This is a genomic window from Jannaschia sp. Os4 (assembly GCF_016820245.1).
Classification (GTDB): Bacteria; Pseudomonadota; Alphaproteobacteria; order Rhodobacterales; family Rhodobacteraceae; genus Jannaschia.
This window is the reverse complement of sequence record NZ_JAFCAR010000001.1, coordinates 560,903-578,649: the sequence shown is the minus strand read 5'-3', so window position 1 is coordinate 578,649 and position 17,747 is coordinate 560,903. Positions and strand designations below refer to the sequence as shown.

The 17,747-nt window shown below is 72.9% G+C and carries 21 protein-coding genes; 15 read left to right on the top strand and 6 right to left on the bottom strand.

Features of this window, described 5'->3' with window-relative positions:
- Position 1: 1 nt before the first annotated feature.
- Positions 2-655, bottom strand: a complete 654-nt coding sequence (locus tag JQC91_RS02995; RefSeq protein WP_203285278.1) for a hypothetical protein — start codon at positions 653-655, stop codon at positions 2-4.
- A gap of 100 nt (positions 656-755) precedes the next feature.
- Between JQC91_RS02995 and JQC91_RS02990 the strand changes: the two genes are divergently transcribed.
- Positions 756-1,304 (top strand): hemerythrin domain-containing protein, encoded by a 549-nt coding sequence (locus JQC91_RS02990; RefSeq protein WP_203285277.1) that lies wholly within the window; start codon positions 756-758, stop codon positions 1,302-1,304.
- Between the two features lie 127 nt (positions 1,305-1,431).
- On the opposite strand, the gene JQC91_RS02985 is transcribed toward JQC91_RS02990, so the two are convergent.
- The 3 genes from JQC91_RS02985 to uvrB form a co-directional block, all read right to left on the bottom strand.
- On the bottom strand, positions 1,432-1,599 hold the full coding sequence (locus JQC91_RS02985; protein WP_203285276.1) for a PLD nuclease N-terminal domain-containing protein: 168 nt from the start codon (positions 1,597-1,599) through the stop codon (positions 1,432-1,434).
- Between the two features lie 325 nt (positions 1,600-1,924).
- Positions 1,925-2,818, bottom strand: a complete 894-nt coding sequence (locus tag JQC91_RS02980) for a DUF3800 domain-containing protein (protein ID WP_203285275.1) — start codon at positions 2,816-2,818, stop codon at positions 1,925-1,927.
- A 41-nt stretch (positions 2,819-2,859) separates the two neighbouring features.
- The gene (uvrB, locus tag JQC91_RS02975; RefSeq protein ID WP_203285511.1) at positions 2,860-5,028 is read right to left on the bottom strand and encodes an excinuclease ABC subunit UvrB; all 2,169 of its coding nucleotides are present in this window, start codon (positions 5,026-5,028) and stop codon (positions 2,860-2,862) included.
- A 175-nt stretch (positions 5,029-5,203) separates the two neighbouring features.
- On the opposite strand from uvrB, the gene JQC91_RS02970 reads away from it, so the two are divergent.
- From JQC91_RS02970 to JQC91_RS02905, 14 genes are all read left to right on the top strand, one after another.
- Entirely contained in the window at positions 5,204-5,725 is a 522-nt protein-coding gene (locus JQC91_RS02970; RefSeq protein WP_203285274.1) for a GNAT family N-acetyltransferase, read from the top strand.
- A 31-nt stretch (positions 5,726-5,756) separates the two neighbouring features.
- Positions 5,757-6,068: an ETC complex I subunit gene (locus JQC91_RS02965; RefSeq protein ID WP_203285273.1), complete on the top strand. Its 312-nt coding sequence runs from the start codon at positions 5,757-5,759 to the stop codon at positions 6,066-6,068.
- Positions 6,065-7,117, top strand: a complete 1,053-nt coding sequence (locus tag JQC91_RS02960; protein ID WP_203285272.1) for a hypothetical protein — start codon at positions 6,065-6,067, stop codon at positions 7,115-7,117. The genes JQC91_RS02965 and JQC91_RS02960 overlap by 4 nt, the downstream gene beginning before the upstream one ends.
- Before the next feature lie 75 nt (positions 7,118-7,192).
- A complete protein-coding gene (locus JQC91_RS02955; RefSeq protein ID WP_203285271.1) occupies positions 7,193-7,939 on the top strand; it encodes a DUF3750 domain-containing protein in 747 nt (248 codons plus the stop codon).
- A gap of 32 nt (positions 7,940-7,971) precedes the next feature.
- Complete coding sequence (locus JQC91_RS02950; protein ID WP_203285270.1) at positions 7,972-9,012, top strand: aldose 1-epimerase family protein; 1,041 nt, start codon at positions 7,972-7,974, stop codon at positions 9,010-9,012.
- A 114-nt stretch (positions 9,013-9,126) separates the two neighbouring features.
- A complete protein-coding gene (locus JQC91_RS02945; RefSeq protein WP_203285269.1) occupies positions 9,127-9,312 on the top strand; it encodes a DUF6732 family protein in 186 nt (61 codons plus the stop codon).
- Positions 9,309-10,502, top strand: coding sequence for a sirohydrochlorin chelatase (locus tag JQC91_RS02940; RefSeq protein WP_203285268.1), 1,194 nt, complete (start codon positions 9,309-9,311; stop codon positions 10,500-10,502). Before JQC91_RS02945 ends, JQC91_RS02940 begins: the two co-directional genes overlap by 4 nt.
- A 66-nt stretch (positions 10,503-10,568) precedes the next feature.
- On the top strand, positions 10,569-11,201 hold the full coding sequence (locus tag JQC91_RS02935; RefSeq protein WP_203285267.1) for a precorrin-8X methylmutase: 633 nt from the start codon (positions 10,569-10,571) through the stop codon (positions 11,199-11,201).
- Positions 11,198-12,400, top strand: a complete 1,203-nt coding sequence (cbiE, locus tag JQC91_RS02930) for a precorrin-6y C5,15-methyltransferase (decarboxylating) subunit CbiE (RefSeq protein ID WP_203285266.1) — start codon at positions 11,198-11,200, stop codon at positions 12,398-12,400. Before JQC91_RS02935 ends, cbiE begins: the two co-directional genes overlap by 4 nt.
- The gene (gene cobI, locus JQC91_RS02925) at positions 12,397-13,092 is read left to right on the top strand and encodes a precorrin-2 C(20)-methyltransferase (RefSeq protein WP_203285265.1); all 696 of its coding nucleotides are present in this window, start codon (positions 12,397-12,399) and stop codon (positions 13,090-13,092) included. The genes cbiE and cobI overlap by 4 nt, the downstream gene beginning before the upstream one ends.
- Positions 13,083-14,861 (top strand): precorrin-3B C(17)-methyltransferase, encoded by a 1,779-nt coding sequence (gene cobJ, locus JQC91_RS02920; protein WP_203285264.1) that lies wholly within the window; start codon positions 13,083-13,085, stop codon positions 14,859-14,861. The genes cobI and cobJ overlap by 10 nt, the downstream gene beginning before the upstream one ends.
- Positions 14,862-14,937: 76 nt before the next feature.
- Positions 14,938-15,717 (top strand): precorrin-4 C(11)-methyltransferase, encoded by a 780-nt coding sequence (cobM, locus tag JQC91_RS02915; protein ID WP_203285263.1) that lies wholly within the window; start codon positions 14,938-14,940, stop codon positions 15,715-15,717.
- Positions 15,718-15,821: 104 nt separating this feature from the next.
- Entirely contained in the window at positions 15,822-16,181 is a 360-nt protein-coding gene (locus JQC91_RS02910; protein WP_203285262.1) for a hypothetical protein, read from the top strand.
- A 66-nt stretch (positions 16,182-16,247) separates the two neighbouring features.
- Positions 16,248-17,102, top strand: coding sequence for a D-amino-acid transaminase (locus tag JQC91_RS02905; protein WP_203285261.1), 855 nt, complete (start codon positions 16,248-16,250; stop codon positions 17,100-17,102).
- Here the strand turns inward: JQC91_RS02905 and JQC91_RS02900 are convergent.
- Positions 17,099-17,383, bottom strand: coding sequence for a hypothetical protein (locus tag JQC91_RS02900; RefSeq protein WP_203285260.1), 285 nt, complete (start codon positions 17,381-17,383; stop codon positions 17,099-17,101). The two genes, JQC91_RS02905 and JQC91_RS02900, sit on opposite strands and share 4 nt — an antisense overlap.
- Before the next feature lie 2 nt (positions 17,384-17,385).
- Positions 17,386-17,745 carry a hypothetical protein gene (locus JQC91_RS02895; protein WP_203285259.1) on the bottom strand — a complete coding sequence of 120 codons (360 nt, stop codon included), beginning with the start codon at positions 17,743-17,745 and terminating at the stop codon, positions 17,386-17,388.
- Positions 17,746-17,747 lie beyond the last annotated feature (2 nt).

Here is a 17,747-nt window from a genome sequence, read left to right as displayed (position 1 = left end):
GCTAGAACTCCCCCGCGATCCCGAGGCGCCACCGCGCCTCGCCCGCCTCGTCCAGCCGGACGCTGCCGCGCAGCAGGACCGGGCCGACCCGGCGCTGGTAGGTCGGGCCGACGGTCCAGTAGGCCGCGTCCGCGGTGCGCTCGCCGTCGACGCTGATCTCCACGGTGTCGCGCGGGGTGGGCTTCCAGCCGAGCTTGGCCCCGCCCGAGAGGCGCAGGGGCAGGCGCTCGGCCCGCTCGGCGCGCAGGGTGACGGACCCCCAGCCGTCCTCGCCGCGCCACCGGAACCCCCGCCCCGCCGTGAGGCCGAGCGTGGCGCGGGGGACCACCGCCTCGCCGGCCTCGGACGCGGCGAGGTCCGAGCCGATTCCCCCCTCGACCGCGAGGCGCCACGTCCACGCGTCGGGGCCGAGCGGGTAGCGCACGAAGCTGCGCCAGCGGGCGAGGCCGGGGGTGCCGTCGGCCAAGGCGAGGGCGTGGCCGCCCGCGTCGAGGCCGAAGGTCAGGCGGTGGGGGCCGCCCCATTCGGCGTAGAGCGTGGACCATTCGGTGCCGGTCTCGTGCTGCAGCAGCCAGTAGACGGCCCCCTCCGCGCGCGGCCACGGCCCGGCGTGGAGCGGCGTGGCGAGCAGCAGGAAGGCGAGAATCGCGCGCATCCGGGCGAGGGTGGGGGAGGGGGGTTAACGGAACGTTACCACCGGTCGCCGTGGAGCGCCCCTCGTGCACCCTCCGCGCGCGCCCTGTACATGCGGTCGCATGACGGACGACCTGAACCTCGCCACCCGCACCGGCCTGCCGCCCGCGCTCCGCACCCTGCTGGTGGCGCATCCCCGCGACGGATGGGCGGCGCATCCGGAGTTCGGTCCGCTGACCCGGTTCTGGCTGGAGCGGCATCTCGGGTTCCGCCGCCTGCTGGACGCGCTGACCGCGGACGCGCGGGCGCGGGCGGACGGGGCGCTGGACCCGCGCGACCACGCCGTCCGGCTGCAGCGGCTGGGGGGCGCGTTCCTCCATGGGCTGGAGGAGCATCACGGGGTGGAGGACCACCACTACTTCCCCCGGCTGGCCGCCTTGGCCCCGTCACTGGAGCGGGGATTCGCGCTGCTGGACGCGGACCACCACCGGCTGCACGAGGAGCTGGAGGGGCTGGCGGGGGCGGCGAACGCGGTGCTGCGCGGCGGCGCGGCGGGGTCGCTGGCGGAGCGGCTGGAGGGGATGGGGCGGTTCCTCGACCGGCACCTGACCGACGAGGAGGAGGTGGTGGTGCCGGTGCTCTTGGAGGTGGGGGAGGGGGCGGTCGGGTAGCCGCGTCGCCGGGGGGACGGCGCCGGATGGGGTTCCGCCCCATCGTTCCTCGGATCGGGGCGGTGCGCCCGATGGGGTGGAACCCCATCCTACGGAAGCCGCGCGCCGGCGGCGGCGCGCGGCGGCGTCACTTCGGTCCGGCGACGAGCCACGCGATGAAGCCTATGACAGGCAGGAGGAGGATGACGATGCACCAGATCGCCTTGGTCCCGGTCGTGGCCCCCGAGGTCAGCACCCGGTAGATCGCGTAGACGCCGAGGACGAAGACGATGGCGCCGAGGATGCCGTAGTTCATGGGGCTCTCCGTGGGGGTCATGCGGAGAACGGGGGGCGGGGGGGATGGTTCCGTTGGGGGGGCCCAACGTGGTCCGTCGGTGCGGAGCGGATGGAGGTGTCGGGTTTATGGACTTCTGCGGGCGTTCGTCTGCCCTATGGATGCATTCGAAAAACGTCATGCGATAGAGTCGCTTAGCACCCGCCGCGACGAGTGACAGCTAGAGCTTTGATTCTGTTGACTGATTCGCAACATATGATACAACAAGACGTGGGCCGCCGGGTAGCTCGGGTCGCTGTGAATGATCAGGGGCGTCCTTCGGACGGTTGGTGCCTAGGATGCCAGCCTAGCGTGACGAAGGATTAGACGAGTCCGGGGCCCACCACTGGGTCGGGTAGCCGTAGTACCGGAAGATTTGTTCTTGCTCTGGTAGTAACCTCGCCCCCTTCAGAGACGGCATAAGCTTTACTCCATACCCGGACGGGGAGTTGGCAGGTCGATCTCTAAACCTTGCCATTCTCGGCTGAAGCTTTGCGGCAAATCTTGGATCGCATGATCCAGTATTGTATTTATCAACAGCTTTAAAGAAAGCGCTAGCTACGACATCTGCAAGCTGAAGTCCTGCCCTATCGTAATGCGGGTAAACTTTTGCAAGCTCGTAGTCTATCGCATCCCAATTAATACGGCCGAATCGGAGGAACGTATTTTCGCCTTGGTAGCTAATCCACCGCCAGTAGGCCTTCATCTGCGAGTAGGAAAGACCGCCCCTGTTGCTGAATTCAATCTTGACTTTCTGCGGCTCACCAAAATCGACCTCGGATCGCCAAGCAACGAAATCGGTTACTCTCTCTAGGAGGAGCCTTGTCATCCAGTTGTAGAACCAGCACTGCGAAGGGACCTGCTCCGCAAGCGGGTTCTGGTAGCCTCGCATGTTTTTCTTGTTGGAGCAGACCACAAAGTACCTAGCGTTCAGGCCTGCGAGCTGATCGCAGACGAACAGGCGCTTGTTTTCGTTCAAGTCCTTAAAGTGAAGCGTGGCGCGGTTATACCTCCACAGACCATCTCGTATGTCTGATACCCAATCCTTTACTTCATTCTCTCGCGAGGCGCGCACGACGACCGCTGAGACAACTAGCCATTCGCTGCTTCCATGGCTGTCGATGGGGCGCACGCGCCTTAGCCCATCGTCACCAGCTTCATCGATATAAGCAACATAAGAGTAAGGTTTGCTCGTAGTCATTCGGCGATCATCTGGGGATCACACCAGAAGTAAAGAGATGACTACCTTCCGCCCCCCTTCTTCCTTCTCTTCACGTTCCCTCCCCGCATCCCCGGCCGCCCCGCCGTGCTCCGCCCCTCCGCCTTCCGCGCGTCCTCCACGGCCTGCGCCACCGCCGACTGGCGCGCCATCGGGTCGTCGCTCACTAGCAAATCCACCTGCTCCAGCCGCTTGACCTCGTCGCGCAGGCGCGCGGCCTCCTCGAACTCGAGGTTCTCGGCCGCCTTGCGCATCTGCTCGCGCAGCCCGTCGAGATGGGCCTGCAGGTTCGCCCCGGCCATCGGCTTGTCGACCTTGGCCGTCACCCGGTTCATGTCGACGTCGCCCTTGTAGAGGCCCGCCAGCACGTCCTCGACGTTCTTCTTGACCGTCGCGGGGGTGATGCCGTGCTCCTCGTTGTAGGCCATCTGCTTCTGGCGGCGGCGCTCGGTCTCGCGCATGGCGCGCTCCATCGAGCCGGTGATGCGGTCGGCGTACATGATGACGCGGCCCTCGGCGTTGCGCGCGGCGCGGCCGATGGTCTGGACGAGGGACGTCTCGGAGCGGAGGAACCCCTCCTTGTCCGCGTCGAGGATAGCGACGAGGCCGCATTCGGGGATGTCGAGCCCCTCGCGCAGCAGGTTGATCCCGATCAGCACGTCGAAGGCGCCGAGGCGGAGGTCGCGCAGGATCTCGATCCGCTCGATCGTGTCGATGTCGGAGTGCATGTAGCGGACCTTGATCCCCTGCTCGTGCAGGTACTCGGTCAGGTCCTCGGCCATGCGCTTGGTCAGCGTGGTGACCAGCGTCCGCATCCCCTGCCGGGTGACCTTGCGGATCTCGTCGAGGAGGTCGTCGACCTGCATGTCGACGGGCCGGATCTCCACCTCGGGGTCGAGGAGGCCCGTGGGGCGGATGACCTGCTCGGTGAACACGCCGCCGGACTGCTCCAGCTCCCACGCGGCGGGGGTGGCGGAGACGAAGACCGACTGGGGGCGCATCGCGTCCCATTCCTCGAACTTGAGGGGTCGGTTGTCCATGCAGGACGGCAGGCGGAACCCGTGCTCGGCCAGCGTCATCTTGCGGCGGAAGTCGCCGCGATACATGCCGCCGATCTGGGGCACGGAGACGTGGGACTCGTCGGCGAAGATGATGGCGTCGTCGGGGATGTACTCGAAGAGGGTGGGGGGCGGCTCGCCCGGCGCGCGACCGGTGAGGTAGCGGGAGTAGTTCTCGATCCCGTTGCAGACGCCGGTGGCCTCCAGCATCTCGAGGTCGAACTGCGTGCGCTGCTCGAGGCGCTGGGCCTCCAAGAGCTTGCCCTCGCCCACCAGCTGCTCGAGGCGGACGGCCAGCTCGGCCTTGATGCCCTTGATGGCCTGCGCCATCGTCGGGCGGGGCGTGACGTAGTGGCTGTTGGCGTAGATGCGGATCTTGTCCATGTCGCGGGACTTGGCGCCGGTCAGCGGGTCGAACTCGACGATGCCCTCCAGCTCCTCGCCGAAGAACGACAGGCGCCACGCCCGGTCCTCGAGGTGGGCGGGCCAGACCTCCACGCTGTCGCCGCGCACCCGGAACGACCCGCGCGCGAAGGCGGCGTCGTTGCGGCGGTACTGCTGCGCCACGAGGTCGGCCATGACCTTGCGCTGGTCGTACTCGGAGCCGACGAGCAGGTCCTGGGTCATGGCGCCGTAGGTCTCGACCGAGCCGATGCCGTAGATGCAGGAGACGGAGGCCACGATGATGACGTCGTCGCGCTCCAGCAGCGCACGGGTGGCCGAGTGGCGCATCCGGTCGATCTGCTCGTTGATCTGGGATTCCTTCTCGATGAAGGTGTCCGAGCGCGGCACGTAGGCCTCGGGCTGGTAGTAGTCGTAGTAGGAGACGAAGTACTCGACCGCGTTGTCGGGGAAGAAGCCCTTGAACTCGCCGTAGAGCTGGGCGGCCAGCGTCTTGTTGGGGGCGAGGATGACGGCGGGGCGCTGCGTCTCCTCGATGATCTTGGCCATGGTGAAGGTCTTGCCGGTGCCCGTGGCGCCCAGCAGCACCTGGTCGCGCTCGCCGTCCATCACGCCCTTGGACAGCTCCACGATGGCCGTGGGCTGGTCGCCCGCGGGCTCGAAGTCGGTCTTCATCACGAGCTTCTTGCCGCCCTCCAGCTTGGGGCGCTGGGCGGCGGGGCGGTGCATCATCGGCAGGTGGCCGGTCGCGTCCTCGGACGGCCCGCCCGGCACCGCGCCCCGGGTCGGCAGGGTCAGGATCTCGCCCTTGGGCTGGTCGTCGTTGTTGTGGGCCATGGTCCGTCCCCTCTCGCGCAGGCGTGACAGATAGGGCATCGAGGGCCCGCTTTGCAGGGGGGCGCGACCCATGGACGGCTTGGACATCCGGCCCGCCGCCGCGACGGAGGCGCAGGTCGCCGCGCTGATCGCGGCGCACGGGGCGCACAGCGCGGCGCACTCGCCCGACACGGACGACCACACGCTCGACGCCGACGCGCTGGGCGCGCCGGGGCTGCGGGTCTGGGCGGGCGAGGCGGCCGGCCGGGTGGTGGTGATCGGCGCGCTCAAGGACCTCGGCGACGGCACGTTCGAGGTGAAGTCCGTGCACACGTCCGCCGCGGCGCGGGGCCGCGGCCTCGCCGCCCGGATGATGGCGCATCTCGCCGCCGTCGCCCGCGCGGACGGGGCCGCAGCGCTGGTCCTCGAGACCGGATCGGACCGGCTCACCGGATACGGCGCGGCGCGGCGGCTCTACGAGCGGCTGGGCTACGTCGCCTGCGGGGCGATCCCGGGCTACGCGGACGGCCCGGCCAGCGCGTTCTACCGGCTGGACCTCGCGCGCGGGGCCGCGGCACCGCAGCGCTTGAAGCCGGACGCGGCGCGGCGATAAGACGGGCGCGACCGGACCGGAGGCAGAACCCATGCGCGCCCGTATCTACAAGCCCGCCAAGACGGCCATGTCCTCGGGCACGGCCAAGACCCGCGAGTGGGTGCTGGAGTTCGTGGCCGAGACGCCGAAGGAGGTCGATCCGCTGACCGGCTGGACCGGGTCCACGGACACGCAGCCGCAGGTCAAGCTGGCCTTCGAGTCCCGCAAGGAGGCCGAGGGCTACGCCCGCGACCACGGGATCGACTACGTGGTGATGCGCCCGCAGGGGCGGCGCCCCAACATCCGGGCGGGCGGCTACGGCGAGAACTTCGCCACGAACCGCCGGGGCGCTTGGACGCATTGAGGCATCCGCTCCGGGCCGCCCTGCTGGCGGTCGGGACGATGGCGGCCCCCGCGGCCGCCGAGGAGGGAGTCCTGCTGCGCCATTGCGGCGAGGGCGCGGAGGCCGAGACCCACCTGATCGCGCGCGGCGCCGACGGGGCGCTGACGCCCCTGCCGGAGGGGTCCGGCAGCGCCGAGGAGATCGGGGGCGTCCTCACGCTCGTGTCCGAGGGGCGGGTGGTGCAGTTGCTGCCCGACGGGACGCGGCGCGTGTTCGACGCCGACGGGGTGCGGGAGGACCGGTGCGTCGACCTCGACGCGGTGGCCGCGGCCCTGCCGCGCGGATCGGCCGCGCCCGCCCCGGACGGCGCGGAGGCGGCCCGCCTGCGGGAGGAGCTGGAGACCGCGCGGGAGACCGTCGCCGACCTCTCGCGCGAGCTGTCCGACCTTTCCGCGCGCTGGGAGGCCTCGCGGGCGCGGATGCTGGAGCAGCGCAACGACGCCCTGCGCGCGCGCAGGGCCGAGCGCAGGGCCCGAGAGGAGCTCGGCGCCGCGCAGGCGGAGCTGGAGCGCCTGCGCGCGGACCTGGCGGCGGCCCGTGCCGCGCCCGCCGCGCCGGACGATCCCCCGATCCGGGGGGGCGTGGCGCCCGACATGGACGCCTGCCAGACGGCGCTGGCCCAGATCGACTCCCGGCTGCTGATCCCGCGCGACATGATCCGGCTGAACGCGGCGGTCGTGATCGGCCGGGACTCCTGCCGGGCAACCTTCCGCGCCGACGCGACGGGCGCGTCCCGCCCGTCCGCCTCCGCGCCGTGGCCGGCCTCCAAGCGTCCGCTCGCCGCCTGCCAGTCCGCGCTGGAGACCGAGGTGAGCCCCGACTTCCTCCTGCCGCCCCAACTGGTCGAGGCCGCGTGGGGCCGCATCGCCGACGACGCGGGCGGCTGCCTCCACCTGTGGCGGCGCACGCGGGCGGAGTACTGGAACGACCGGCGGGCGGAGGAGTGGGACCGCGTGCATCCGCGCGAGGACTGCAACCCGTACCGGGAGGAGTGCTTCCTCGACGAGTAGGCCCGGCGCGCCGGGTCGGCCGCGCCCCGCCGACCCCCTCGACGCGGCCCGCGGCCGACCCCAAGTATGGCGACCATGCTCCGCCGCCTCCGCCTCCCCATGCTGATCTTCCTGCTCGTCTTCGCCACGCCCCTCCTCGCCGCCACGGCGTGGTGGGCCGTCGTGGACCGCCCGAACACGTGGCGCGCCGCCGACTGGGGGCCGTCCGGCCTGCTGCCCGCCGCCGCGACCGTGCCCGAGGCCACCGTCCACGTCCTCGCCGCCCGCACCGGCGGCTGGAAGGGCGCGGTCTCCGTCCACTCGTGGCTCGTGTGGAAGCGCGCGGGCGACGCCCGCTGGACCCGCCACGACGTCGTCGGCTGGGGCCGGGCGCTGCGCCGCGACGCCTATCCGCCGGACGGACGCTGGTACTCGAACGACCCGTGGATCGTGGGCACCGTCTCGGGCGCGGCCGCCGAGGCCGCGATCCCCAAGCTGGAGGCCGCCGTCGCCGCCTATCCCCACGGCGGCACCGGCGACTACCGCCTCCTGCCCGGACCGAACTCCAACACCTTCGTCGCCACGATGCTGCGCGAGGTGCCCGAACTCGGCGTGGCCCTCCCGCCCATCGCGGTCGGGAAGGACTGGCTCGGCGACGGGCTGCGCTGGACCCGCGACGCGGGCGGGGACGTGCACCTCTCGGCATGGGGCGTGGTCGGCCTGTCGGCGGGGCCGCGCACCGGCCTGGAGGTGCAGTTCCTCGGCCAGACCGTGGGCGTCGACCTCCGCCGCCCGGCCGTGAAGCTGCCCGGCGTGGGGCGCGTGGGCGTCCCCTCGGGTTGACGCTCCGGGGCGGCGCGGCGACCGTCCGCACCATGTCCGACCCCGCCCCGTTCGATCCCGCCCCATTCGATACCGCCAAGTCCGGCACCCGCGACCCGCGCGTCTCGATCCGCCTCGTCACCTGCGCCGAAGGCATGGAGCGCGGCGCCCGCCTCCTGCTGCTGCGCGCGGGCCCGATGGAGGCCGAGATCGCCGTCGATCGAGCCCTCGACGTCCTCGCCCTGCGCCACGCGGGCCGCGAGATCGGCTGGCACTCCCCGACCGGCCTCGTCGCGCCCGCGCTGCTCCACCCCGAGGAGGAGGGCATGGGCGGCTGGCTCCGGGGCTTCACCGGCCTCTTGGCGACCTGCGGGCTGGACCACGCGATGGGCCCGGCGGAGGGGGACGCGCGCCCCTACGGCGACCCCCGGCGGACCACCCGCGCGCTGCCGCTGCACGGGCGGGTGGCGACCCTGCCCGCGACGCTGACCGGCCACGGCATCGACTGGGCGGACGGGCCGACGCTCTGGGCCGAGGGCAACGTGCGGCAGGCGGCCGTGTTCGGCGAGCATCTCGAGCTGCGCCGCCGGATCGAGCTGCGCGGGACGCGCCTGTCGATCACGGACACCGTCGAGAACCTCGGCTTCGCCCCCACGCCGCACCAGATGCTCTACCACGTCAACCTCGGCTGGCCCCTGCTGGACGAGGGCGCGCGCATCGACGTCGAGGGCGAGGGCATCGCGTGGACCGCCCATGACGGCGACCCCGACTGGCGCGCCGTCCCCGCCCCCGCCCCCGACCGCCCCGAATGGGTCTGGCAGCACCGCGCGCCCGGCCCCTCGGCCACCGTGACGAACGAGGCGCTGGGCCTGTCGGTCCGCCTGACCCACGACCTGCCCCACCTGCTGCAATGGGGCTGCTACCGCTCGGGCCTCTACGCGCTGGGGCTGGAGCCCGGCACCCACCCCGCCCCGCCCCTGCGGGCCGAGGGGGACGCCGACCTGCTCGGCCACGGCGACACGCGGACGCACCATGTCGCCGTCGAGGTATTGGACGCCGCGGACGCGCTTGTGCCGCCCGGCGGCGCCCGCTAGCCCCGACCCGACGACGCCCCACGGGGGCCGGACAGGTGGACGCGGGCAGGCCGACCCAAGCCGGGGGCCGCGCCCGGCATCGTCGGACGGCATCGGGGGCAGGGGGACACTCCGATGCGCATTCCATCGCACGCGGGACATCTGGGCGAGCTGGCCGGCCACGACCACTGGGTCGCGGGCATCGGCATCGGCGTGACCGTCGCGGCGGGCCTCGCCGCGTGGTGGGGCGGGCGCAAGAAGGACAAGGAGCCGGAGGCCGAGGCGCCCGCCGACGCCGACCCCGGGGAGCAGCCCGCATGAAAACCGGTGTCATGATCTGCGGCCACGGCTCGCGCAGCCAAGACGCCGTGCGCGAGTTCGCCGTGCTGGCCGAGAAGTTGCCCGCCCTGCTGCCCGAGGACTGGGTCGTCGACTACGGCTACCTCGAGTTCGCCAACCCGGTGATCCGCGACGGGCTGGACCGCCTGCGCGCGGCGGGCTGCGAGCGCATCCTCGCCGTGCCCGGCATGCTCTTCGCGGCGATGCATTCCAAGAACGACATCCCCACGGTGCTCAACACCTACGCGCGCCAGCACGGGATCGACGTCTCCTACGGGCGCGAGCTGGGCGTCGATCCCAAGATGATCCGGGCAGCGGGCGCGCGCATCCGCGAGGCGCTGGACGCAGCCCCCGGCGACGTCCCCCTCCACGAGACCTGCCTCGTCGTCATCGGGCGCGGCGCGTCGGACCCGGACGCCAACGGCAACGTCGCCAAGGTCGCGCGGATGCTGCACGAGGGGCTGGGCACCGGCTGGCTGGAGGTGGGCTATTCCGGCGTCACCTTCCCGCTGGTCGAGCCCTGCCTCGAGCACGCCGCCCGCCTCGGCTACCGCCGCATCGTCGTGTTCCCCTACTTCCTGTTCTCGGGGATCCTGATCGACCGCATCTACGGCTTCACCGACCGCGTGGCCGCCGCCAACCCCGGCATCGAGTTCGTCAAGGCGGGCTACCTGGGCGACCACCCGCTCGTGCTGGAGACCTTCGCCGAGCGCGTGATGGAGCAGGACGCCCCCGTTCCGCCCCCCAACTGCGCCGATTGCGGCTACCGCGAGCAGGTGCTGGCGCTGGCCGACGGGCAGCACGTCCATGTCCCGCCCGAGGCCCGTGACCACCCCGCCTTCGGCGCCGTCCCGCCCGCCGTCTGCGTCACCTGCAAGTACCGCGCCGCCGTCTTGGGCTTCGAGGACGAGGTCGGCGCCGTGCAGGAAAGCCACCACCACCACGTCGAGGGGCAGGGCGCGTCCGCCCCCGGCTCCAACGTGGCCGACTGCGCGCTCTGCGACACGTTCTGCACCGGCCTCTGCCGCCTCGAGATGCAAAAGCACGCGGGTCACCACCACCATCATCATGGCCACGACCACGATCATGGCCACCACCATCACCACGCCGAATACCCCCATGCCGACCACCCGCACGGCCCGGAATCCGCTCGCCGGACCGCCAAGGCATGACCCTCCCTTTCTTGGCGGAAATATCCCGGGGGTCCGGGGGCGGCGCCCCCGGCGCGCGCCGCTAGAATGCGCCCCTACGAGCGCGACCCCCAGTCGATCTACGCCGCCTCCTTCGCCACCGTCCGCAGGGAGGCCGCGCTGGACCGCTTCCCCCCGGACGTGGCCGAGATGGCCGTCCGAGTGATCCACGCCTGCGGCATGGTCGAGGTGGCCGACCGCCTCGCCTACAGCGCCGACGTGGCCGAGGCGGGCGCGGCGGCGCTCCGCTCCGGCGCCCCCGTCCTCTGCGACTGCGAGATGGTGGCCAGCGGCGTCACCCGCCGCCTGCTGCCCGCGGGCAACGTGGTCGTCTGCACCCTCAACGACCCTTCCGTCCCCGACCGGGCCAAGGAGGTCGGCACCACCCGCTCCGCCGCCGCCGTCGACCTGTGGGAGACCGGGGGCGCCGTGATCGCCATCGGCAACGCGCCCACCGCCCTCTTCCGCCTGCTAGAGCGGCTGGACGAGGGCGCGCCGAAGCCCGCCGCCATCCTCGGCTTCCCCGTGGGCTTCGTCGGCGCCGCCGAATCCAAGGCCGAGCTGGCCCGCGACCCCCGCGGCGCCCCCTACCTCGCCCTGCGCGGACGGCGCGGCGGCAGCGCGATGGCCAGCGCGGCGGTGAACGCGCTGTCGATCCTCGCCAGCGGAGGCGAGCAGTGAGCGATCCGTGGCTCCACGTCGTCGGCATCGGCGAGGACGGGCTCGACGGCCTCGCCCCCGCCGCGCGCGCCATCGTCGAGAGCGCGGAGGTCATCGTCGGCGGCGACCGCCACCACCACCTCTCCGACGCCGTCACCGCCGAGCGGGTCGCGTGGCCCTCCCCCTTCGACGCCATGATCGAGACGATCCGCGGCTTCCGGGGCCGCCGCGTCGCCGTCCTCGCCACGGGCGATCCGCTCTGGTTCTCCGTCGGCGCCCGCATCGGCCGCGCCATCCCGCCGGGCGAGATCACCTACCACCCGCAACTGTCGGCCTTCCAGCTTGCCGCCGCGCGCATGGGGTGGAGCATGGCGGACGTCGAGACGCTCACGGTCCACGGGCGCCCCGTCGAGCAGATGATCGCCTTCATCCAGCCCGACGCACGCCTGCTGATCCTGACCACCGGCGCCGACACCCCCGCCCGGATCGCCCGCTTCCTCGCGACGCGCGGCTACGGCCGCTCCCCCATGACGGTCCTCGCCGCGATGGGCGGTGCCGACGAGCGCCGCTTCGACGGCACGGCGGAGGCGTGGGACCACGACGTCCCCCCCTTCAACACGCTGGCCGTCGAGTGCGTCGCCGCCCCCGACGCCGCGCTCCAGCCGCGCGTGCCGGGGCTGGCCGACGACCTCTTCCGCCACGACGGCACCATGACCAAGCGCGAGGTCCGCGCCGCCACCCTCGCCAAGCTCATGCCCATGCGCGGCGCGCTGCTGTGGGACGTCGGCTCCGGCTCCGGCTCGGTGGGCATCGAGTGGATGCGCGCCGCCCGCTACGCCCGCTGCATCGGGATCGAGCCGCGCGCCGACCGCCGCGCCATGGCCGCCGAGAACGCCTTGGCCCTCGGCGCCCCTCAGCTGCAACTCATCGAGGGCGAGGCCCCCGCCGCGCTCTCCGGCCTGCCCGCCCCCGACGCGGTGTTCCTCGGCGGCGGCCTGTCGGAGGCCGCGTTCGACGCCTGCTGGGCCGCGCTTAAGCCGCTGGGCCGCCTCGTGGCCAACGCCGTGACCTTGGAGAGCGAGGCGAGGCTGTCGGACCTCCACGCCCGCCACGGCGGCGACCTCGTGCGGCTGGAGGTCGGGCGCGCCGAGGCGGTGGGCCGCTTCCGCGGCTGGCGCCCCTCTATGCCGGTGACGCAGTGGAGCCTCGTGAAGCGATGACCGGCACCCTCCACGGCGTCGGCCTCGGCCCCGGCGCGCCCGACCTGCTGACGCTGCGCGCCGCGCGCCTGATCGAGCGCGCGCAGGTCATCGCCTACCCGTCCCTCGCGGGCGGCGACAGCCTCGCGCGCGCCATCGCCGCCGACCTCATCCAGGCCACGGCCGAGGAGGTCCGCATCGAAATCCCCATGACCCGCGCCCGTGCCCCCGCGCAGGCGGCCTACGACGACGGCGCCGCCCGCATCGCCGCCCACCTCGCCGCAGGCCGCGACGTGGTCGCGCTCTGCGAGGGCGACCCCCTCTTCTACGGATCGTTCATGTACCTCATGGCCCGCCTGCGCGACCGCTTCCGCGTCGTCGTCACCCCCGGCGTCACCTCCTTCACCGCCTGCGCCGCCGCCGCCGCCCTGCCGCTGGCCGCCCGCGACGAGACGATGACGATCCTCCCCGGCACGCTGCCCGACGACGCCCTGCGCGACCGGCTGCGCGATGCGGACACGGTGGCGATCATGAAGGTGGGCCGCCACCTGCCGCGCCTGCGCGCACTGCTCGCCGCCGAGGGGCTGGACGCGACCTACGTGGAGCGCGCGACGACGGGGGTGGAGCGGGTGCTGCCGCTCGCGGACGCCCCCGACGACGCCCCGTACTTCTCGATGATCCTCGTGACGAAGGGGGCCGATCCATGGACGTAGTGGTGATGGCGATCAATGCCTCCGGGCTCCCCACCGCCCGCAAGGTGGCGGATGCCCTCGGTGCGCCGCTCCACGGCCGCGAGGGCCGCGTCGACGCGGACGTCACCTTCCCCGACGCCCTCGCCCACGCCCGCGACCTCTTCGCCGCCGGGACCGCCATCGTCGGCGTCTGCGCCAGCGGCATCCTCATCCGCGGCGTCGCTCCCCTCCTGTCCGACAAGCGCGCCGAGCCGCCGGTCCTCTCCGTCTCCGACGACGGCGCGGTCGTCGTCCCCCTCCTCGGCGGCCATCGCGGCGCGAACCGGCTGGCCCGGCGCATCGCCGAGGCCACCGGCGGCACGGCGGCGGTCACCACCGCCGGGGACGTGGCCCTCGGCGTCGCGCTGGACGAGCCGCCCGCCGGCTGGACGCTGACCAACCCGCAGCACGCCAAGCCCGCGATGGCCGCACTCCTGTCCGGCGGCGGCGCGGCGGTGGACGGCGTCCCGTGGCTCGACCTGCCGCCGGGCGACGCCGTCCGCATCACCGGCACCACGAGACCGACCGAGGGCGCGGACGACCACCTCGTCTTCCACCCCCGCCGCTTCGTCCTCGGCGTCGGTGCCTCGCGCGGCTGCCCCGAGGCGGAGCTGGCCGGCCTGGTCGACGAAGCACTGGCCGACCTCGACCTCGCGCCCGGAGCCCTCGCCGCCATCGCCACCGCCGACCTCAAGGCCGACGAGCCCGCCATCGTCGCGCTTGCCAAGCGCATGGACCTCCCCCTTCGCCTCTTCGACGCCGCCGCGCTGGAGGCCGAGACGCCCCGCACCGCCACCCCCTCCGACGTGGTGTTCGCCGAACTCGGCACCCACGGCGTGGCCGAGAACGCGGCCCTCGCCCTCGCCGGACCCGACGCCACCCTCGCCCGGCCCAAGCACAAGTCCGCCATGGCCACCGTCGCCGTGGCCGAGGCGCCCGAACCGATCGTCCACCTGAATGGCCGCCGCCGGGGCCGCGTCTCCCTCGTGGGGATCGGGCCGGGGCAGGCCGCGTGGCGCACGCCCGAGGCCAGCCGCCTGATCGCCGACGCGGACGAACTCGTCGGCTACTCCCTCTACATCGACCTCCTCGGCCCCCTCGCGGCGGGCAAGCCGCGCGCCGACTTCCCCTTGGGCGGCGAGGAGGCGCGCTGCCGCCACGCCCTCGACCGCGCCGCCGAAGGCCGCGACGTCGCGCTGATCTGCTCCGGCGACGCGGGCATCTACGCGATGGGCGCGCTCGTCCTCGAACTGATGGACCGCGAGGACGCGCCCCGCGCATGGGGCGGCGTGTCGGTCGTCCATGCGCCGGGCATCTCCGCGCTGCAGGCCGCCGCCGCCCGCTCCGGCGCGCCGCTGGGCCACGACTTCTGCGCCATCTCGCTCTCGGACCTGCTGACGCCCCGCGACGACATCCTGCGCCGCCTCCGCGCCGCCGCCGACGGCGACTTCGTCGTGGCCCTCTACAACCCGGTCTCCAAGAAGCGCCGGGATCTGATGGCGCAGGCTCGCGACATCCTCCTCACGGGCCGTCCCGGCGACACGCCCGTCCTGCTCGCCTCGTCGCTGGGCCGCCCCGAGGAACGCTTGCGCATCCGCAAGCTTGCCGAGGTGGAGGTCGACGAGATCGACATGCTCACCGTGGTCCTGATCGGCTCGTCCAACACCCGCATCCTCGACACCGCCGAGGGGCCGCGCCTCTACACCCCGCGCGGCTACGCCCGGAAGATGGCCGGGGGCGACCTCGCATGACTCCCTCATCTTGGCCCAAATACCTCGGGGGAGCGCCGCAGGCGCGGGGGCAGCGCCCCCTCCGACAGGAGACGCCATGACCGTCCACTTCATCGGCGCCGGCCCCGGCGACCCCGAGCTCCTAACCCTCAAGGCGCAGCGCCTGATCCGCGCCTGCCCCACCTGCCTCTACGCGGGCTCCCTCGTCCCGGCGGCCGTGGTCGCCGAGGCCCCCGAGGGCGCGCGCGTCCTCGACACCGCGCCCATGACGCTGGAGCAGACCCATGCCGAGATCGTCGCCGCCCACGCGCGCGGCGAGGACGTGGCCCGCGTCCATTCCGGCGACCCCAGTCTCTACGGCGCCATCGCCGAGCAGATCCGCCTGCTCAACCGGGACGCGATCCCCTACGACATCTGCCCGGGCGTCCCCGCCTACGCGGCGGCGGCGGCGGCCTTGGGTCGGGAGTTGACCGTGCCCCAAGTGGCACAGTCCATCGTGCTGACCCGGATGAGCATGAAGTCGACCTCCATGCCCCCCGGCGAGACGCTCGAGAACTTCGCCCGCACCGGCGCCACGCTGGCGATCCACCTCGGCATCCGCGCCCTGCGCGAGATCGAGCGCACGCTCACGCCCCACTACGGCCCGGACTGCCCCGTGGTCGTCGCGACCCGCGTGGGCTGGCCCGACGAGCACTTCATCCGCGCGACCCTCTCGACGGTCCACGCCGAGGTGCGCGCCGCCAAGATCACCCGCACCGCGCTGATCCTCGTCGGCCCCGCGCTGGGCGGCGCGCAGGCCGCCGGCGACTTCCCCGACAGCGCGCTCTACGACCCGAATCGGCCCCACGTCCTGCGCCCGCGCACGACACAACCCTGACGTGTGGAACCGTTCATTGACTCGTTACGTTCGTCCCCCAGTCTAACCCGCGCGGGCCGTCGGCCGAGAATCGCCCGCGCCGGATCGAAAGGGGGCACGGGGCCATGTCCGATCTCTACTTCCTCCCCAAGGAGGTCCGCGAGGGCCTCGAGCGCGCGCGGGCCCAGCGGACCAAGCGCAAGGGCCGCCTGCGGGTGCAGGTCGGCGAGACGTGGCTGCCCATCGTCGCGCTCGACGCCACCGGGTTCGAGGTCGCCTTGGCCGACGCGCCCCGGCTGCGCGGCCTCGTCGAGATCCACGACGGCGCCCGCCTCGTGCGGACCTGCCTGATCGTCGCGATGGAGCCGACCGCCGCCGGCGGGATGCGCTACGAGTTCAAGCGCGCCACCGCCGTGCGCCGCACCCCCGCGCTCGACTACGTGGCCGACCGGCCCGCGCCCGCGGGCCACCTCGCCGCCGAGTGAGCGCCGCGCCAGCTTGACGCCTCCCCCGCCCTCCCCCAATCGGGAGGGCGAAGAGGAGGGCCCGTCATGCGCACCGTCTACGTCAACGGAGAGTTCGTCCCCGAGGCCGAGGCCAAGGTCTCCGTGTTCGACCGCGGCTTCCTGTTCGCCGACGGCGTCTACGAGGTCACCAGCGTCCTCGGCGGCAAGCTCATCGACTTCGAGGGCCACGCCGTCCGGCTGGAGCGCTCGCTCCGAGAGCTGGGCATGGCCATGCCCATGTCCCGCGACGACCTGCTGGCGATCCACCGCCGGCTGGTGGCCGAGAACGGCATCGAGGACGGCCTCGTCTACCTCCAGGTCACGCGCGGCGCCGCCGACCGCGACTTCGCCTATCCCGACCCGTCCACGCCGCTGACGGTCGTCCTCTTCACCCAAGCCAAGCCCGGCCTCGCCGACGCCCCCAAGGCCCGCACCGGCATGTCCGTCGTCTCGATCCCCGACCGCCGCTGGGGCCGTCGCGACATCAAGACGGTGCAGCTGCTCTACCCGTCGATGGGCAAGATGGAGGCCAAGGCCCGCGGCGCCGACGACGCGTGGATGGTCGAGGACGGCCACGTCACCGAGGGCACCTCCAACAACGCCTACATCGTCAAGGGCGACACCTTGGTCACGCGGCACCTCGGCGAGGAGATCCTGCACGGCATCACCCGCGCCGCCGTCCTCAAGGTCGCCGCCGAGCAGGGGCTGACGGTCGAGGAGCGGCCCTTCACCCTAGAGGAGGCGCTGGCCGCCGACGAGGCCTTCGTCACCTCCGCGTCGACCTTCGTCATGCCGGTGGTCGAGATCGACGGCGCCTCCATCGGAGGCGGGCAGGTCGGCCCCGTCGCCCGCCGCCTGCGCGAGGCCTATCTGGAGGAGAGCCGGAAGGCCGCCGTCTAGCCCCGCGTCTCGTAGCCGTCCCAGCCGAGGATCACCTTCACCTCCTGCCGGAGGTTGATCCACCGCGACCCGAAGCCCGGCGCGCGCGGCGCGACGTTGAGGTGGATCGCGGCCAGCTGCCGGGTGATGAGGCTCCGGGCGTCCACCTCGCGGAAGCCCAGCACGTCGAGCGTGCGCTGCACCCCCGCCGCCAGCTGGCTCGTCTGCGCGGGCTTGGCCGTCTGCGCGGCGGCGGGCGCGGCGGCGGCGGCCAGCGCCGCGGCGATCAGGAGCGCGCGCATCCTCAGTTCCGCCGGGTCACGCCGACGCCGACGCTGGCGTTGCCGGTGATGAGGGACTGGAGCCGCCCCGGACGGGCCAGCGCCGCGCCGATCAGCGCGCGCGTGTCCCCGCCCGACCGGCCCGCGTGCAGCAGGTAGTTGATCTGCGCCACCTGGCTGGTGGTCAGCCGCCGCACGTCCACGTCCCCGTAGCCGTACTGGTAGAGCTGCTGCGCGATGTTCGCCCGCGCGCCCGTCAGCGGCGCGGCCCGCTGCTGCGAGGGCGGCGGCACGAACACGCCCTGCGCGCTGGCGGGCAGCGGCGGCGCGAGCGAGACGGTGGCGGCGGCGAGGGCGGTGGCGAGGGCCTTGGCGCGGGTCATGG

Coding starts and splice junctions, on each gene's coding strand:
- JQC91_RS02995 (WP_203285278.1), bottom strand. CDS start 655: ATGCGCGCGATTCTCGCCTTCCTGCTGCTCGCCACGCCGCTCCACGCC.
- JQC91_RS02990 (WP_203285277.1), top strand. CDS start 756: ATGACGGACGACCTGAACCTCGCCACCCGCACCGGCCTGCCGCCCGCG.
- JQC91_RS02985 (WP_203285276.1), bottom strand. CDS start 1,599: ATGAACTACGGCATCCTCGGCGCCATCGTCTTCGTCCTCGGCGTCTAC.
- JQC91_RS02980 (WP_203285275.1), bottom strand. CDS start 2,818: ATGACTACGAGCAAACCTTACTCTTATGTTGCTTATATCGATGAAGCT.
- uvrB (WP_203285511.1), bottom strand. CDS start 5,028: ATGATGCACCGCCCCGCCGCCCAGCGCCCCAAGCTGGAGGGCGGCAAG.
- JQC91_RS02970 (WP_203285274.1), top strand. CDS start 5,204: ATGGACGGCTTGGACATCCGGCCCGCCGCCGCGACGGAGGCGCAGGTC.
- JQC91_RS02965 (WP_203285273.1), top strand. CDS start 5,757: ATGCGCGCCCGTATCTACAAGCCCGCCAAGACGGCCATGTCCTCGGGC.
- JQC91_RS02955 (WP_203285271.1), top strand. CDS start 7,193: ATGCTCCGCCGCCTCCGCCTCCCCATGCTGATCTTCCTGCTCGTCTTC.
- JQC91_RS02950 (WP_203285270.1), top strand. CDS start 7,972: ATGTCCGACCCCGCCCCGTTCGATCCCGCCCCATTCGATACCGCCAAG.
- JQC91_RS02945 (WP_203285269.1), top strand. CDS start 9,127: ATGCGCATTCCATCGCACGCGGGACATCTGGGCGAGCTGGCCGGCCAC.
- JQC91_RS02940 (WP_203285268.1), top strand. CDS start 9,309: ATGAAAACCGGTGTCATGATCTGCGGCCACGGCTCGCGCAGCCAAGAC.
- JQC91_RS02935 (WP_203285267.1), top strand. CDS start 10,569: ATGCGCCCCTACGAGCGCGACCCCCAGTCGATCTACGCCGCCTCCTTC.
- cobI (WP_203285265.1), top strand. CDS start 12,397: ATGACCGGCACCCTCCACGGCGTCGGCCTCGGCCCCGGCGCGCCCGAC.
- cobJ (WP_203285264.1), top strand. CDS start 13,083: ATGGACGTAGTGGTGATGGCGATCAATGCCTCCGGGCTCCCCACCGCC.
- cobM (WP_203285263.1), top strand. CDS start 14,938: ATGACCGTCCACTTCATCGGCGCCGGCCCCGGCGACCCCGAGCTCCTA.
- JQC91_RS02910 (WP_203285262.1), top strand. CDS start 15,822: ATGTCCGATCTCTACTTCCTCCCCAAGGAGGTCCGCGAGGGCCTCGAG.
- JQC91_RS02905 (WP_203285261.1), top strand. CDS start 16,248: ATGCGCACCGTCTACGTCAACGGAGAGTTCGTCCCCGAGGCCGAGGCC.
- JQC91_RS02900 (WP_203285260.1), bottom strand. CDS start 17,383: ATGCGCGCGCTCCTGATCGCCGCGGCGCTGGCCGCCGCCGCCGCGCCC.
- JQC91_RS02895 (WP_203285259.1), bottom strand. CDS start 17,745: ATGACCCGCGCCAAGGCCCTCGCCACCGCCCTCGCCGCCGCCACCGTC.